Origin of the sequence: Agromyces terreus, assembly GCF_009749465.1 — a bacterium.
Classification (GTDB): domain Bacteria; phylum Actinomycetota; class Actinomycetes; order Actinomycetales; family Microbacteriaceae; genus Agromyces; species Agromyces terreus.
Window position 1 is genome coordinate 177,736 of the sequence record NZ_WBIS01000004.1, and the last position, 17,102, is coordinate 194,837.

Annotated in this window: 6 protein-coding genes; 5 read left to right on the forward strand and 1 reads right to left on the reverse strand. The window is 66.5% G+C overall.

The genetic code is table 11. The annotated features are described in order from the left end of the window. Positions 1-7: 7 nt before the first annotated feature. Genes brxL through GQQ92_RS10855 form a run of 3 tightly spaced genes read left to right on the forward strand, consistent with a single transcriptional unit; the run spans position 8 to position 7,604 of the window. Entirely contained in the window at positions 8-2,152 is a 2,145-nt protein-coding gene (gene brxL, locus GQQ92_RS10845; RefSeq protein WP_308206762.1) for a BREX system Lon protease-like protein BrxL, read from the forward strand. Beyond that, the gene (locus GQQ92_RS10850; RefSeq protein WP_156999275.1) at positions 2,152-5,961 is read left to right on the forward strand and encodes a GTPase; all 3,810 of its coding nucleotides are present in this window, start codon (positions 2,152-2,154) and stop codon (positions 5,959-5,961) included. Before brxL ends, GQQ92_RS10850 begins: the two co-directional genes overlap by 1 nt. Then, complete coding sequence (locus GQQ92_RS10855) at positions 5,958-7,604, forward strand: GTPase domain-containing protein (RefSeq protein ID WP_156999276.1); 1,647 nt, start codon at positions 5,958-5,960, stop codon at positions 7,602-7,604. The genes GQQ92_RS10850 and GQQ92_RS10855 overlap by 4 nt, the downstream gene beginning before the upstream one ends. Positions 7,605-7,983: 379 nt before the next feature. On the opposite strand, the gene GQQ92_RS10860 is transcribed toward GQQ92_RS10855, so the two are convergent. Continuing rightward, positions 7,984-10,137: a GmrSD restriction endonuclease domain-containing protein gene (locus tag GQQ92_RS10860; RefSeq protein WP_156999277.1), complete on the reverse strand. Its 2,154-nt coding sequence runs from the start codon at positions 10,135-10,137 to the stop codon at positions 7,984-7,986. A 214-nt stretch (positions 10,138-10,351) separates the two neighbouring features. On the opposite strand from GQQ92_RS10860, the gene GQQ92_RS10865 reads away from it, so the two are divergent. Both GQQ92_RS10865 and GQQ92_RS10870 read left to right on the forward strand, forming a co-directional pair. Beyond that, positions 10,352-13,705 (forward strand): PD-(D/E)XK nuclease family protein, encoded by a 3,354-nt coding sequence (locus tag GQQ92_RS10865; RefSeq protein WP_156999278.1) that lies wholly within the window; start codon positions 10,352-10,354, stop codon positions 13,703-13,705. After that, positions 13,702-17,097, forward strand: coding sequence for a UvrD-helicase domain-containing protein (locus GQQ92_RS10870; protein ID WP_156999279.1), 3,396 nt, complete (start codon positions 13,702-13,704; stop codon positions 17,095-17,097). Before GQQ92_RS10865 ends, GQQ92_RS10870 begins: the two co-directional genes overlap by 4 nt. The last annotated feature ends 5 nt before the right edge of the window (positions 17,098-17,102 follow it).

Sequence of the window (17,102 nt, forward strand, 5' to 3'; positions counted from 1 at the left end):
AGCAAAGTTGAGCGACAGCATCGACCTCACCCAGGTTGCGTCCTTGGAGGAGGACTTCGACCCCGGTACGTCCTCGGGCGGTGAGCCGAGCGATCTGGATCGAAAGATCAACGAGCACTTCGCCGGGGCGGTTGTCCGAAAGGACCTCGTCAAGACGGTCAAGGGCAACGCCATCGTGCCTTCGTACGTGCTGGAGTACCTGCTCGGCCAGTACGCGGCATCCGACGACGAAGCCACCATTCAGGCGGGCATCGACAAGGTGCGCGACATCCTCGCGCAGCACTACGTGCACCGCAACGAGTCAGAGCTCGTCAAGTCGAAGATCAAAGAGCGCGGACGCTACCGCGTCATCGACAAGGTCAGCGTGACCCTGAACGAGAAGGACGACGTCTACCAGGCCACCTTCGCGAACCTCGGTATCAGCAACGTTGTCGTGGACTCCGCTACCGTCAACGCCCACCAGAAGCTGCTCGTAGGCGGAGTTTGGTGCCTTTGCGACGTCGAGTACTTCCACACCGAAGATGCTCGGGTCTCGCCGTGGATTCTCGGCTCGTTGAAGCCGATCCAGATGTCGAACTTCGACTACGCCGGATACCTCGACGCGCGCGCGAAGTTCACGACCGACGAGTGGATCGACCTCCTCATCCAGTCGATCGGGTTCGACCCAGACAAGTTCGGCCGACGCGCCAAGCTGCTGCAGCTCGTGCGCCTGATCCCGTTCGTGGAGCGCAACTACAACCTCGTCGAGCTCGGCCCTAAGGGCACCGGTAAGTCGCACATCTACTCGGAGTTCTCACCGCACGGCATGCTCATCTCGGGCGGCGAAGTCACCGTGCCGAAGCTGTTCGTGAACAACGCGAACGGGCGTCTTGGCCTCGTCGGGTATTGGGACGTCGTGGCGTTCGATGAGTTCGCGGGGAAGAAGAAGCGCACCGATAAGGCGCTCGTCGACATCATGAAGAACTACATGGCGAACAAGTCGTTCTCCCGTGGTGTCGAGACTCTCGGCGCCGAGGCATCCATGGTGTTCGTCGGCAACACGTCCCACACCGTTCCGTACATGCTCAAGCACTCCGACCTGTTCGACGAGCTGCCCGAGAGCTACCATGACCCGGCTTACCTCGATCGTTTGCACTTCTACATTCCCGGTTGGGAGGTCGACACCATCCGCAATGAGATGTTCTCGAGCGGGTACGGATTCGTCGTCGACTACATCGCCGAAGTGCTCAAGTCGATGCGCAACCTCGACTACTCCGACCGCTACCAGCAGCACTTCACCCTCGGGTCGGACATCTCCACTCGTGACCGGGACGGGATCCACAAGACCTTCTCCGGACTGATGAAGCTACTGTTCCCACACGAGCAGGCCACCCGCGAGGAGATCAAAGAGATCCTGCGGTTCGCGATCGAGGGACGCAAGCGCGTCAAGGACCAGATTCTGAGGATCGATTCGACGATGGCCGCGGTGAACTTCGGCTACGACGCCGTCGGTGGTGGGTGGTCGACGGTGACGACGCTTGAAGAGGACGAGTACCCGGCGCACTACCATCGCGGCCGTCCTCCCGCCCCTGCAGGCGAAGCATCAGCCGATACTGCGATGCCGACGACTTCGACCGCGGCATCGGCGTCCGTGCTGGCACCCACAGCAGCTGAGGCGGAACTGTTTCAAGGACAGCGGGACTTCGTCGAGAACCAGCGAGGCATCTCCTACGAGGCGTTGCTCATGCCGTACCTCCGCGGGGCAGCCGAGATTGAACTGCACGACCCATACATCCGCCTGGGGCACCAAGGCCGCAATCTCGTCGAGCTGCTCGCGCTCATCGCCACGGCCAAAGACCCGGCAGACGAGGTGACCGTCAACGTGTTCACCGTGCTCCACGACGATCCCGACTACCAACCGAAGCAACTGCAGATGCTCAGCGACATCGTGCAGGGCGCCGCTCAGCAGGGTGTGAAGGTCAACATGGCGAAGGATCCCGGTGGCCACGATCGGTGGATCCGAACCGACACCGGATGGCGGATCAACCTCGGCCGCGGCCTCGACATCTTCCAGAAGTCCGAAGGAGGCTGGTTCGACTTCGGCACGAGCCGTCAGGAGTTCCGTCAGGTTCGGGCGTTCGGGATCACGTACATGCGGGACACGTCAGACTGATGTCGGCCAACGCCGAGGAGGAGAGCCCCGATCTCTCTGAAGCGATCGCGCATGCCATCCAGTCGGGGTCAGACGAGCTGGCTCGGCTCGAGGGCATCGTCGATGAGGCGAGCTCCCGATTGCTCGGCGCCTGGAACGCCCTCTCTTTCTCGACCCCAAGCGCCACGAAGACTGGGGATGGTTTCTTCACGCTCCTTGACGGTGTCGTGGGCGACCTCAAGGATCGTCTTGCCGAACGTCGTGGCGCTGGCTCGACCTTCAACCTCGTCTTCTTCGGACGCACGGGAGCCGGCAAGAGCACGCTCCTCTCTGCGTTGGGCGGACTCGATGGTGAGCTCGTGTCCGACGGCAGGAGCGATTTCACGACCGACGTACGCTCCCTCGACTGGAATGGATGCCGCCTCTACGACACCCCCGGCATCAACGGCTGGGGCCGGACGCAATCCCGCACCAGCCTCGAGAACACAGCTCGCGAGGCTGTTCAGGTTGCGGACATCGTGCTGCTCTGCTTCGACAGTCAGGGACCCCAAGCGTCAGAGTTCGCGAAGGTCGCCGACTGGGTACGGGCGTATGGCAAGCCCGCAATCGCGGTGCTCAACATGCGGAACACCCTCTGGCGGCATCCCGCCCGCACACCGAAGATCGGGCACCGCACACAACTATCCGCCACCGCACGACAGCACACCGACACGATCACAAGCGAACTGGAGGCCATCGGCCTCCCCGGCGTTCCCGTTGTGGCGCTGAACTCCAGTCGGGCGCTCATGGCGCGCGCCAAGCTGCCATTCCTCGGCACCGGGGCAACGGAGCTAACGTTGAATCGCTCGGCGTACGGGATCGACCACTTGGAGCAATGGTCGAACCTTCCTGCCCTGGAGGAGCTGATATCGGCGTGCATCCTCGAAGGCGCCGGAGATCTCCGCCTCGTTGCGTTGCGCGAAGGCTTCCGAGCGCGGCTATTGGAACTGGCCGACGAAGTCGATCGGATCTCCGCGCATGAGTTGCAGCGTGCTGAAGTCTTCGAAGCAACGATCTCTGCCTGGTTGAGCAACCTCGGGTATCCCGAACCTCCAACTTCCGGCACCGACCCGCTCAGACAGCTCGAGGCAGCAAGGGGTGAGCCATTCACCGCGCCCGTGCTCGGGCAGCTCGAAGGCCACGTCAGGCAGCTTCTGAAATCACACCTCTACCGCCTGCGAAAGCAATCGCTTCGGGAAGCCGCAACGCTCATCCTTGATGCATTCGGCGACAACCGCACGGTGAAAGACAACGAGTTCGAGAGCGCGGTCTTAGATGATCGCGCCCTCACCTCGGTGCTGAACGACGTTGCGAGCCGTGCCAATGAGTTTCTTTCAACCAACCTCGGTATCGCGGCACGGGATGCACAGATCAACATCGATCTCATCGAGCGGACCACGGTAGCCGTCAGAGGTAGTGCCGGCCGCGGACACCGCTTCGGTGCCAACATCCTGCGCGGTCTTGGTCTCTTGTCCGGCGCCGCAAGCGCTGCCTTGGGCATCTTGGCTGTAACCAACTTCTGGAATCCTGCCGGTTGGGTGGCAGGACTAATCGTGGTTGGCACGGGCGTCCTGAGCGCCGTGACTGGCTTCTTCGGTCGGAAGGCACGCAAGGCAGCCGAGTCCAGGCGCGTCACGGCACGAGCAAGCGCCATTGCAGCGGCACGCGGAGTGGTCAACTCCTACTACGACTCGTGCGAGTCAGAGCAACTCGCGCGGCTCTTGTCGGCATGCAGAGAGAGTGCGGCAGCGGAGCTTGACGCGCTCATTCGGGATGCGCATCACCGACGCGTCGGCTGTGCAACACTGCGGGCCGAAGCGGAATGGCTTAGGTATCAGGCAACTGAACAACCTGTCGCGAACAGCGCCGCCGACATCATTCGTCGCGCCACTGATCGCATGATCACTCGCCATCGCGGATGGGATCCACCAAGTCTCGACGCGCTCCTCCTCGGCGAAGACTGGTTGCTGCCTGAGGACGGAGACTCGACGCCCGATCAATACTCCGACCAGGACCGCGACCGGTATCAGCTTGTCGCAGCACGCGACCGATCACAGTTCGTCAGCTTTCTTCGTGATGCCTCCCTGTTGAGCCAAGCGGAGGAGGTCGAAGCATGGTTTGATCGAGCGCTCTCGGCAGGCGCGCTGGATGAGAGCGAGCGTGCAGAACTTGTTACTGCCAGGACGCTTCTTCGCGAAGCGCCGCATGTCGTGGCGCTCGGAGACTACAGCTCTGGGAAGTCCAGCCTGATCAAGCGCCTTCTCGCTGAGGCAGGTGTCACGACACCCTCGGGGTTGCACGTTGCCGGGGGCGCAGCGACCGACGCTGCGAGCTCGTATCCAGTCGGATCCCTGATCCTCGTGGACGTCCCTGGGCTTCAGAGCGGACGACTGGGCCACGACGATGCGGCCGTCGAAGCATCGAGGAACGCGGCCCTTCTCATCGTCGTCCTCCATGTCAACTTGCTCATCGGTGACAGTACGCCCTTGGAGCGGATGCTCCTCGGCGACGAGTGGAGGATTGGGAAGGCTGCTCGAACGGTCTACGTCATCGGACGGAGCGATGAGGTCGGCTCCGACCCCCAGCACGCGTCGCGCGAGTTCCTTGGACGAACACGCAGGAAGGTCGAAGAGCTGCGGAGCATTCTTCGATCGAAGGGGATCAGTGCCGAGCAGGCGATCGTGTTGCCGCTGTCTGCCGACCCATATGGGTTGGTCGGAGACCGCAACCCCGTTACCGCCACGGACTACCCGTCGGAGGCTCGACTATGGGACGGTGTGGCAGCGCTGGCTGGCCCGCTCCTCACGATCGAGGCAGAAACAAGGGCCGGACTATCGGCGGCGGCAGCGCTGGATCGCGGTCGCTCGTCAGTGATGTCGATCGTTCATCGCCTGAGGGCGCAGGTCGCAGAGACTGAACAGGCGGTTGCGATCGCCATGCGACTTGGCCAACTTGCGGAGACGTCTCTGGCGGAGCTCCGTCTTCTGACACGCTCCACCGAACGCCGGATCCGAAGCGCCGTCGAAGAGCATGCGCGTGAGATGGTGGAGGAAGCCGTCGGAGCCGCGCCGTCCGAGGTGACCTCTGTTACGAAGCGCCTCCAGACCTGGTGGGACGACCCCAGACTTGAGAGTGCGCTCCATTCCCAGCAATCGATCATCGAGCGCGACCTCGACGACTGGTGGAGACGACACTCCTCGGAGTTGGACAGAGAGTTGCGTCGAATCGACTTCACGATCGATCCCTCTGGCCTTCCCGTCGCCGATGACGGCAGGGGAGCCGCCTTTGGCGAGGGGATCGGTGCGGCCGCCAGAGTCGTGCACGGTGCTCACCAAGTCGGCCGCGCTCTGGGAAACCGAGATGCGGTCTACGCAATCGGCAAGGCAATGCAGTTCAAATTCAAGCCTTGGGGAGCTGTGAAACTCGGGGCGAAGGTCGGTAAGGCTGCGGCGATCTTGGGCGTCGTCGCAGTGGCATTCGACATCGTCGAGTTCGTGAACGATCAGGTCCAGCAAGAGCGACGAGAGCGGGCGCGGACAACGGCAGCGGAACACGTTCGTTCCACCGCCGAGGTCGTGATCGACGACCTTCTCGCCGATCCGGATGGGCCGATCAACTATCTCCGACAGTGCGATGCGCAGTTCATGGATGAGCTCGCCCGACTCCGGAGCGAGACAGCGCTTCAACGGGAACACGCTCACGCACTCGCGCAGAGCATCAACCAGCTCGACCTACTTCAGGCAGCTGGTGCCGAATTGGCTGTTGGGAAGAAGGAGAGGACTGTCGCATGACCTCCATAACGACCGGACGACTGCGAGCATGGGTGGGCGAGGTCTCGGGAGATGCCGCCGTAAGCGAACTCGACGGGAGATGGGTCGAGTTCTCGCAGATCGAAACCCCTGTTGCCACGCTGTTCGGCGCATTCGACACAGGCAAAAGTTCGATCTTGCGGCGCCTGCTCGTTGATGCCGGACAAGAAGTCCCGGACTGGGTGACCATCAGCGCGCGGCACGAAACCTTCGACAACCACCTGGTCGAATTCTCTGGCGTTTCGATACGCGATACACCAGGGCTTTCGCCGCAGGGTGCAGACTTGCGTTCCCTTGAGAACTCACGGGTAGCCCGCGACAGTCTGGGGCTGACCGACGTCCTGCTGGTGACCCTGAACCCTCAGCTACCGACGGGCGAACGAGACGAGCTTCTAGAGGTTCTCGCGGAAGATTGGCCGGCTGGCGGCGTCTGGTTCCTGATCTCGAGGGCGGATGAGGGCGGTGTCGATCCGACGCTGGACCCGACGAGCTTCCTCGCGTGGGGGGAGCGAAAGCGCACGGAACTCCGAGAGTCCTTGCGACTCGACGACGCCGCCCCCATCCACGTGATCGTGCCCGACTACGGACAACTCGGCGCGTTCGATCCGGAGCCGGAGCCCGGCACGTGGGATATGTCACGCGGATGGGATGGCATTGATCGTCTTCAAGCAGCGCTGAGTGAGCTCCGTGGCGCCAGTATGACCAGGTTCCGCGAGGCGGCAGAAGATCGTTACTGGCGCCGCGTGGTCGAGTCGGAAATTGGAGGCGTACGAAACGAGCTCGCGGACCTGGTGACAGCTCGCGACACGGCAATGAGTTCCATCGAGAAGCGGGACGCGCTCCAGCGCCGGGTATACACGCTACGCGACGCGGCCCAGGCCTCAGTAGAGGGGACAACTGAAGCCGCAGTGCTTCGAATGATCTCCGCTCCCAGCATTGACGCGTCTGCGATCCAGAACGTCGTCGACCCTCTGCTTGAGGAATGGTGGGACGATCAGCAGGCCGAGATCGCCCGAATTCGGCAGGACACGCTTCGGACCTTTGACCACCAGCGTCAAGGACGCGCTTGGGCGACCTTCGAATCGCTCTACTCGACCGACGCACAGCCCGCTTCGGATGGCTCTCCGGCCAAGCAGATGTTCACCCCGCGTTTCGAGAAACTCGGCCGCAAGGCCGTAGAAGGATTGAAGGCTGCAGATGAGGTACGCGCGGCCAGCCGAAAGGTCAAGAAGCCCGCTGGGGCCGTTGCTGAAGCAGCCGACACCGCCAAGTCCGGGATGGACCTTGGTCAGTTCGCTGGAATCGGCGCCGCTGCGCTTCCATTCGTGATCGAGCTCGCCGGTGTCATCGAGGACGTGGTCCAGTCGAGCATCGACAAGGCGCACCAGCGCGCAAGGCGTCAGCAACTCGAGTCCGAAGTCACCCGCATCGCCAAGGATGCCGCCCGAAAGGCCATGAAGGAACTCTCCGTCGACCTAAGCCTGCTAACCGAGGACATCTCGGCGCAGACCATCGGAGAGCAGGAGTTGACAGCGCTTGAGAGCGCAGTCGAGTCGGCCACCGATGTGATAGCGCGTGGCGACGCGCTCCTTGGGCGGGCATCGACCCTGATCAGACTCAGATGATGGATGCGGTCGCGAGGTCAGTCTCGATGAATCGCGGCGGCGCGAATTGCATCCCTGCGAATACTGCCCCGTCGACGTTTGTGCGTCGGAGAACTGCGCCGAACGACAACGCCGGTCGGCGCTTTCGCCGTCAGGACTTGGACGTAAAGTCGACACTCGCGGCAGTCCCGAGCTGCCCGCAGCTCTCCTAAAACGGATTGTCTTGCGTTCCAATCGGATGATCCTCGAATGAGCATCCCATCGCCGGAAGGCCCCCGCGGGCTCCTCGTGTGGCACCAGTCCTGGGTGCACCTGTCTGGGCTGGTGTGGTCACAGAACGACGGCAGTGACGCGCAGCAACGTCATTCCGGACGTTTGCGATGTTTCAGCTATTGCGAACTCAAGCGGCGCCAGACTCCTGCGCTGCAAGTCGCTCGGCGACCGATGTGAACGGATCGTCGTCGAGCGCCCAGAAATCGACGCCGTTCACGTTGTCGTGGCCCAGGCTGTGGGCTGCGGCGTCAAGGGTGTCGAAATCTTCCTGGCGCCCGTCGGAATCGGTGATCCGCAGCGTGAGATCGTCGGTGACTGCGGCGTCGATCGGAGAAGCGTCGATTGGGTCGAGATTGTCGCCGATGCGCATGATTCCGAGTTCGACGAGTGCGGCGATACTCAGCTCGACGGCATCATCGCTGTCGAGCTCGGCATGCAGTTCGCCCTGCACCGTGGCGGTCTCATCGGTCGGGACGCTCGGGATGGTCACGGCACCCCGCCCGATATGGTCGAACCCATCTCGAATCACCAGGGCGATGAGCTTTCGCCGTTGCGCCAGGAACTCGGAGTACTCCAGCTCCTCCCAGCCATCGGGAAGGGCGTGCCAATACCGCTGCCGCTCGAGCCAGGTGGTATCTCCATTTACACGATCACGGAGGAGATCGGCCCAGTACTCCTTCGGAGGCCGGTCGGAGATGAGGATGTTCGTAGCCCAGTCGGTCGGTGCGAAGTTCGCCGCCTGATTGATTCGCTTGAGATCCGTCGTGCCGAGCGTATTCTCCTGATACTTCCGTGGAAAGAGATGGTGGCCTTCCATTCCCTTGATGGCAGGCATCGTCGGGTTCATCCACTGCGAAATCGGCATCCTGATCATGAAGAGGTCAGCCCCGAGATTGTTCAACGAGGCCAGGTAGCACTGGTACGACGGCGACATCGCCGCCCCTGATGTGATGAGCGACTCGGGAATCCGGTACGTCCATACGTCCGAGGTGAGCTCGTTCGCGATGATGTCGTCGAGCGTGCGCGCGAACCCTCCCGCGTCGCCATCCGTGACTTCGCTGAGTCGATCGAGATCCTTCTGCAGCTGAGTCTCACCGCTTCCCGTGTAGCGAGACGTGAGCTGGGCCATGAAGAACCATCGCGCAATGAGCGGGCGAAGCGCTTCGAGCCCGACTTTGAACCGGCTTCGTCCCAACAGGAACAGGATGTAACTCGTGATCAGGTTGGTCGACGATGTGATGCCTTTTCGGTCGGTGAACCCGGCCAGCTTGATCGCGTGAATGAACTCCTGCCAATGCAGCGGGTTGGTCACGATCGGGAGTGCGCTCTTCAACAGGTTGAGCTCGCGCTCCTGCTTCAGCGCGTCGACCGAACCGGTGGTGCGGTCTTTCGCCTGCAAGGCGGCATACGCGTCTGGAAGCTTTCCGCGGTTCTGGCCGACCGCCACGACCATCCGCACCAGCTGGCCGGGCTCCACCTTGATGAACGGGTTGTGTGGCGTCCATCGAACGACGCGATGGGCGACGTGGGAGGCCGTCTCAGGCGAGAGTCGCGAATCGCGAGCGAAAGCTTCGATCTCGTCGCGGCCTTCGGGCCAGAAGACACTGAGCCACGTCAGGATGTAGTCGTAAGCCTTGAGGCTCACGCCCTCGGAGTTGATACGCACGAAAATGTCGGCAACCGTCGCCTTCGTCACGCCCTTCAAAATGTGCACGACCTCGAACTGATACTTCTGCAAGTCGCTGAGTCGCTCGAAGATGTCGCCCAGATCGTCTTCTTCGTCCTCGGTGAGTTCGCCACCGCTTGCCTTGTACCGGCGGATGAATGCCTTCTGCGCACGGATCGCGGAGTCGAAGCACGAGGAGATGTCGTCGACCCACTGCGCGGACTTCACAATGCTCGCGTTGCGCACTTCAAACTTCTCAGTGAACGGGTTGAAGGCGATCCGTATTTCTTTGCTGCGGTAGTTCTCGTCGACGACCGAGCGACCCTTCATCGCGGCGTAGAGGCTCGTAAGTCGTTGCTGTCCATCGACGATCTGATGGGATGCGCCGAACTTGGCAGCGTCGCTGATAGCTCGCGTCTCGCCATCAGCAGCGACGTCCCAGAACATCAGTTCCCCGACTGGGTATCCGCGGTACATCGAATCGAAGAGGTCGCGGACTTTCGGCGCGGGCCAGACGAACGGGCGCTGGAGGTCGGGCAACTGGATCGTGCCATCATCGACGCCGTCGACGAGGGAGCTCACGCTCCATTCGATCGTCTTGAAAATCGCGCTCATTCCACACACGCTATTCGGCTTTGCTGACTGTCGCCATGGTTCGACGATGCATGCGGGTGATGCGGATGCTTCGCCGGCGGAGTGATGCATTCCACACCGCGGCCCGCATCGTTTGCGCGCGGCCGTATTGCTAGTGTCGGCGACGGGGGTGGCGTTGGCGATGCGAACTCGGACCACGTTGTACGGGCACCAGGCCGTCGCTGCACTGAGAGCGGTGGTCGGCGACGCGAAGCGGGGCGATCCGCTCGCTCCGGTCACGGTCGTGGTGCGTGACAACATCGGGGCGGTCGGCACGCGGCGGGCGCTCGCGCGTGGGGTCGGCGGGCGGCCCGGGGTGGCGGCCGTCGATGTGGTCACGTTGCGGCGGGTGGCCGAGCAGGTGCTCGCGGCGGCGGGGGAGACGCGGCCGCCCGTGACATCCGCTCGGCTGACCGCGATCTGGCGCGGCCGACTGGTCGAGGCGGCCGGATGCTTCGAGCCGGTCGTGCACCATGCGGCGACCGTGCGGGCGCTCGTTCGGGCGCACGGCGAATTGCGGGAAGCGGATGGCGCGGCGCTCGCCGCGGTCGCGGCATTGGGCGAGCTCGGGGCCGACCTCGTGCGCCTGCACCGCGAGGTCACGCGCATCGCGCTCGACGGGCGGCGCGACGAGGTCGCCGTGCTCGAGGATGCGGCGGGGCTCATCCGCGGCGGCAGCGCCGGCGTGTACGGCTTCGGCGAGGTGATCCTGTACCTGCCGGATGAGCCGTCGCCGGTCGAGCGGTCCTTCGTCGAGGCGATGGATGCCGCGGCGGCACGCCCGGTCACGGTGCTGCTCGGCATGTGCGGCGTGGCCGAGGTCGATGAGCCGCTCGTGGCGGCGTTCGGCGGCGGGCGCGGGAGCGAGAGCTGGCGCGAGAGCGGGAACGACACGACACACGCTCGTGCAGAGACGGATGGCGCACCCGAGCACCCGTGCGAGCCCCACGCCACCCGCATCCTGCACGCGTCGGACTCCGACGACGAGGTACGGGCCGTCATCCGCGAGGTGCGGGCGCTGCTGGCCGACGGCGCCGCTGCGCACCGCATCGCCGTGCTGCACGCGCAGCAGGTGCCGTACGGGCGGCTGCTGCACGACCACCTCGCGGGCGCCGGCATCGCCGCCAACGGTCCCGGCGTGCGGGCGCTGCGCGATCGGGCTGTGGCCGACGCGTTCCTCACTCTGCTCGCGCTCGACCCCGACGACCTGCGGCGCGCGGCGTTCTTCGACTGGCTCGGGCGGGCACCGATTCGGTTGAGCGAGCGAGCGGATGCCGCATCCGCGCCCCGCACGCGATGGGAACGCCTGAGCCGCGAGGCCGGCGTCACCGCCGGCGATTGGGGCGAGCGGCTCGCCGACCACGAGGCCCGGCAGCGGGCGCGGCTCGCCGAGGAGACGGCCGAACAGGAGCGCACTGGCGGCACCGAGCGCGACGGCACCGACCGCGACCGCAGCGGCTCGATCGCGTACCGCGAGCGCGCCATCGCCGAGACGCAGGCGCTCGCCGGGTTCGTCGCCGAGCTGCGCACCCGACTCGCGGCGGGCCGCGAGCTCGCCGATTGGGCGGCGTTCGGGGCGTGGGCGCTCGAGCTGTTCCACCGCTATCTTGGTCGATCCGACCGCATGAACCGGCTGCCCGAAGACGAGCAGCGCGCCGCGACCGGGATCGAGCAGGCGCTGGGCGCGATCACCGAGCTCGACGGCATCGGCATGCCGCCGACGCTCGAGCATCTCGTCGAGATCCTCGAGGTCGATCTCGACGGGCGCCGGTCGCGCGTCGGGCGCTTCGGCGACGGCGTGTTCGTCGGACCCGTCGACAGCGCGCCCTCGCTCGACGTCGATCACGTGTTCGTGCTCGGTCTCGACGAAGACCTCTACCCCGGGCGGGCGCACGTCGACCCCCTGCTGCCCGACGCGCTGCGCGTGCAGACCGGTGGCGCGCTCGACACGGCGCGCGACCGCCTGCGCCGGCGGCACCGGGCACCGCTCGCGGCGTTCGCGGTGGGCGGGAGCACCGCCACGATCGACGACAAGATCGACAGTACGAGCGACGGTACGACCGACGACATGACCGACAGCGCGAGCAGCACGGCGGCTGACGCACCGCCCACCAGCGTCACCGCCACCTTCCCCCGCGGCGACCTGCGTCGCGGCGCCGAACGACTGCCGAGCCGATGGCTCATGCCGACCCTGCGGGCGATCAGCGGCAGGCCCGACCTCGAGGCCACACGCTGGAGCGAGGCATCCGGTCAGGCGATGCACTCGGTCGCCTCGCACTGGGCGGGCATCGCCCGAGCCGACCGCCCCGCCACCGAGCAGGAGTGGCGGCTGCGCACCCTGGCAGACCGGCGCGACGCCGACCGCATCGGCGCAGCCGGCACCAGCACCAGCACCAACGGCAACGCCACCGCCGACGCCGCCGGAAACGACCACGACGCCGACGCCGCCCTCCCCGGCGACACCGCCTTCGCCGCCGCCGTCGCCCTCATCGCCGCCCGCCGCGGCGACGCCTTCACCCGCTTCGACGGCAACCTCGCGGGCGTCGACGGACTGCCCGACTACGCCGGCGGCATCCAACTGGTCTCGCCGACGGCGCTCGAGAAGTACGCCGGATGCTCGCACGCGTTCTTCGTCGAACGGCTGCTCGGCGTGCGTCCGCTCGAGAGCCCCGAGGAGATCCTGCGCCTCAGAACCGTGGACTCCGGATCGATCATCCACACCGTGCTCGACCGTCTCGTCACCGAGTCGCCGAGTCTGCCGGGCTACGGTGAGGCCTGGACTGCCGGGCACCGCGAGCGCATGCGCGAGATCGCCGACCAGGTCATGGACGACTTCGAGCGACGCGGGCTCACGGGGCATCCGCGGCTCTGGGCGACCGACCGCGAGGCGCTCCACCGCACGCTCGATCGCATCCTCGACATCGACGACCAGGCGCACGCCGAACGCGACTCGCGCATCATCGCGAGCGAACTGCCGTTCGGCATGCGTGACGCGCCGCCAGTGCGCATCACGATCGACGGAGGCGCCGTCGCGATGCGCGGCAGCGCCGACCGTGTCGACGAGACCCTCGACGGCACGCTGCTCGTCACCGACTTCAAGACCGGCAGCGCCGGCAACTTCAAGGGCATCTCGAACGATCCCGTCGCTGCCGGCACCAAGCTCCAGCTGCCGCTCTACGCGCATGCCGCGCGCGACGCCTTCGGGCGCGACCGGGTCGAGGCCGCCTACTGGTTCGTCGGCAAGCGTGACCACGGCACGCGCATCCCTGTCGTGCTCGACGACACCCTCGAACGCACCTACGCCGACGCGCTCGCGACGCTCGTGGGCGGCATCCGCGACGGCCACTTCCTCGCGAAACCGCCGGCGACCGACGACTTCATGTACGTGCAGTGCCCGTTCTGCAACCCCGACGGCGTCGGCTACGGGCACGTGCGCGGGCCCAGCGAACGCAAGCGAACGGATGCCGCGCTCCGCCGCCTGTACGGCCTGATCGACCCTTCGGCGCTGCCGCCCGAGCCCGCCGCCGTCGATCAGGAGGCCCGCGGATGACGCAGCCCACGCCCCTGACCGACGATGCCGCCCGCGCCGAGATCCGCGAGCAGCTCGGCGAGAGCCTCTTCGTCGACGCCGGCGCCGGCACGGGCAAGACCTCGGCCCTCGTGGATCGCGTGGTCAACTCGGTGCTGCGCGACGGCGTGCCGCTCGCGAAGACCGCCGTCGTCACGTTCACCGAGAAGGCGGGCACCGAACTGCGCGACCGGCTGCGCGCGGCGTTCGAACGGGCGCATCGGGGCGCAGCGGATGCGGGCACAGTGGATGCAGGCGCTGCGGATCTCGCACGCGCGCATCGCGCCCGCCAGGCCCTCGACGACCTCGACGGGGCCCCGATCGGCACGCTGCACTCGTTCGCGCAGCGCATCCTCGCGGCGTTCCCGATCCAGGCGGGCATGCCGCCGCTCGTCGAGGTGCTCGACGAGGTCGGGTCGTCGGTCGCGTTCGACGACCGCTGGTCGACGATGTGGCGGCGCCTGCTCGACGACGACGAACTCGTCGAACCGCTCGAGCTCGCCCTCGAAGCGGGCGTGAAGCCAGACCAGCTGCGCTCGCTCGCCAGGGCGTTCGGCAGCGACTGGGACCTCATCGAGGCGCACGTGCTCGCCGAGCCGACGCGCGGCGTGGTGCTGCCCGACACCGATGCGCTGCTGCGCCAGGCGGTGCTCCTGAGCGAGGCAGCCGCCGACTGTCGCAACGACGACGACCTGTTCCTCGTGCATGTGGTGCACCCGGTGACCGCGTGGGTCGAGTCGATGCGGCGAGCGGTCGACGATCGCGAGCGGTTCACGGCCGTGCGCGCGCTCGCCGCACTCAAGACCGGCAAGGGCGGCCGAGGCGCCAACTGGACCGACCTGCCGACGCTCAAGGCCGACGCGAAGGCGCTCACCACCGAGGCCGTTGAGATCACCGCACGGTACGCGGATGCCGCGCTGCGCCCGCTCGCCCGCTGGATCGCCCAGGCCGTGCTCGACGGTGCGCGCGAGCGCGTGGCATCCGGATCGCTCGAATTCCACGACCTGCTCGTCGCCTCGCGCGACCTGCTGCGCCGTGACCCCGAGGCGCGCGCCCAGCTGCAGGCCGCGTATCCGCGACTGTTGCTCGACGAGTTCCAAGACACCGACCCCATCCAGATCGAACTCGCGGTGCGCATCGCCGGCGGTCGCGAGGCCGACGCGCCCGACTGGCGCGACGTCGCCGTGCCCGCCGGGTCACTGTTCGTCGTGGGGGACCCGAAGCAGTCGATCTACCGGTTCCGGCGCGCGAACATCGCCACCTACCTCGAGGCCGGCGGATGGTTCGGTCGCCGCGTGTCGCTCGTGACGAACTTCCGCACCGTGCCGCCCGTGATCGACTGGGTCAACGCCGTGTTCGGGCAGGTCATCGTCGAGCAGCCGGGCCTGCAACCCGCCTACGAGGCGCTCGCCCCGCACCGCGCCGCCGAGTCGCACGGCGGTGCGCTGATCGGCCCGCCCGTCACCGTGCTCGGCGCCGACCCCCACCCGCCCAAGACGACCGTCGGCCCGCAACGCGAAGCCGAGGCATCCGAGGTCGCCGCCGTCATCACCGCCGCGCTCGACGAAGGCTGGACCGTGTTCGACGAGCGGGCAGAGCGCTGGCGGCCGATCACCGCGCGCGACATCGCCGTGCTCATCCCGGCGCGCTCATCGCTGCCGATGCTCGAAGATGCGCTGGATGCCGCGGGCATCCCGTACCGCGCCGAATCGAGCTCGCTCGTCTACCAGTCGATCGAGGTGCGCTCGCTCATGGCCGCCGCACGCGCCATCGCCGACCCGAGCGACCAGCTCTCGACCGTGACCGCACTGCGGTCGGCGATCTTCGGATGCGGCGACGACGACCTCTTCGCCTACCGACGCGACGGCGGCAGCTTCACCGTCGGCGCGCCCGTGCCCGACGAGCTCGCCGACACGCCCGCCGGAGCATCCATGGCCTACCTCGGCGACCTCGCCCGACGCAGCCGATGGATGTCGCCCGCCGACTTGCTCACGACCCTCGCCGTCGACCGCAGAGTGCTCGAAGCGGCATCCGTCACCGAACGCCCCTCGCGTGTGCGCGACCACTGGGGACGCGTGCGATTCGTGATCGACCAAGCGCGCGCCTGGTCGGAGGTCGAGCACGGGGGACTGCGCGAATACCTCGCCTGGGCGGCGCACCAGGCCCTCGACTCGGCCCGCGTCGCGGAATCGCTGCTGCCCGAGACCGACCTCGACGTCGTGCGCATCATGACCGTGCACGCCGCGAAGGGCCTCGAGTTCGGCATGGTCGTGCTGTCGGGCATGACGAGCCACCCACGGCGCTCGAACGGTGTGCGCCTGCTCTGGAAGGACCGCGGCTACGCCGTGAAGCTCTCGGGCCCGATTGAGACCAACGACTTCGCCGACGCCGCCCCGCTCGACGAGCAGATGGACGACGAAGAACGCCGCCGCCTGATCTACGTCGCCGCGACCCGGGCGCGCGACCACCTCGTGGTGTCGCTGCACCGGGCTGAACGACCGTCGATCGCAACCCCGGCGGAGATTCTCGTGGCGGCCGGGGCGCTGGAGGTGCCGGGGGTGGTGCGGTTCTCGGGTGTTGCTGGGGCTGCGGCTTCTGGGCCTTCTGGGCTTGGGTCTGGCCGTGGCGGTGCGCGTGCCGGGGCTGCCGCGCCGGCCGGTCTGGCGCCGGCGCCCTCGTACGAGGCGTGGGCCAGTGAAACGGATGCCGCGCGGCAACGCTCGCGGCGCCCGTCGGCGCAGTCCGCGTCGGGCCTCGAAGGCACCGAACCCGAGGTCGTGTGGGCTGTGCTCGACGCGCTGGACTCCAGCGACCCGGATGCCGCAGCCGTCGCCGCAGGCACCGCGAAAGGCGCGCGCGACGTCGAACTCGCCCCCTGGCTGAAGGGCCGCTACGGCAACCTCATCGGACGCGCAGTGCACGGAACCCTGCAGGCCGTCGCCGGATCGGCCGACCTCGTCGACACGGTCGCGGTCGCCCAGGCGCTCGCCGAAGGCATCCCGAACCTCGGCCCGGTCGTCGCCGCCTACGTGCGCTCGGCGCTCGCGACCGACGTCGTGCGCCGCGCCTTCGCCTCGGAACACTGGAGCGAGCTCTACGTCGGCGCCGACCAGGGCGACGGCACCGTGCTCGAGGGATTCATCGACCTGCTCTTCCGCGACGCCGACGGTTCCCTCGTCATCGTCGACTACAAGACCGACGCGGTCACGGATGCCGCAGCCCTCGCCGACCGCTCCCGCCATTACGCCCCGCAGCTCGACGCCTACGTGCGCGCCCTGCACGCCGCGACCGGCGAGACTGCTCGTGCCGAGCTGGTGTTCCTGGATGCGGGTGGGGGCGCGGGGAAGGGTGTGCGGGTGGGCGTGCCGGCCTGATGCGA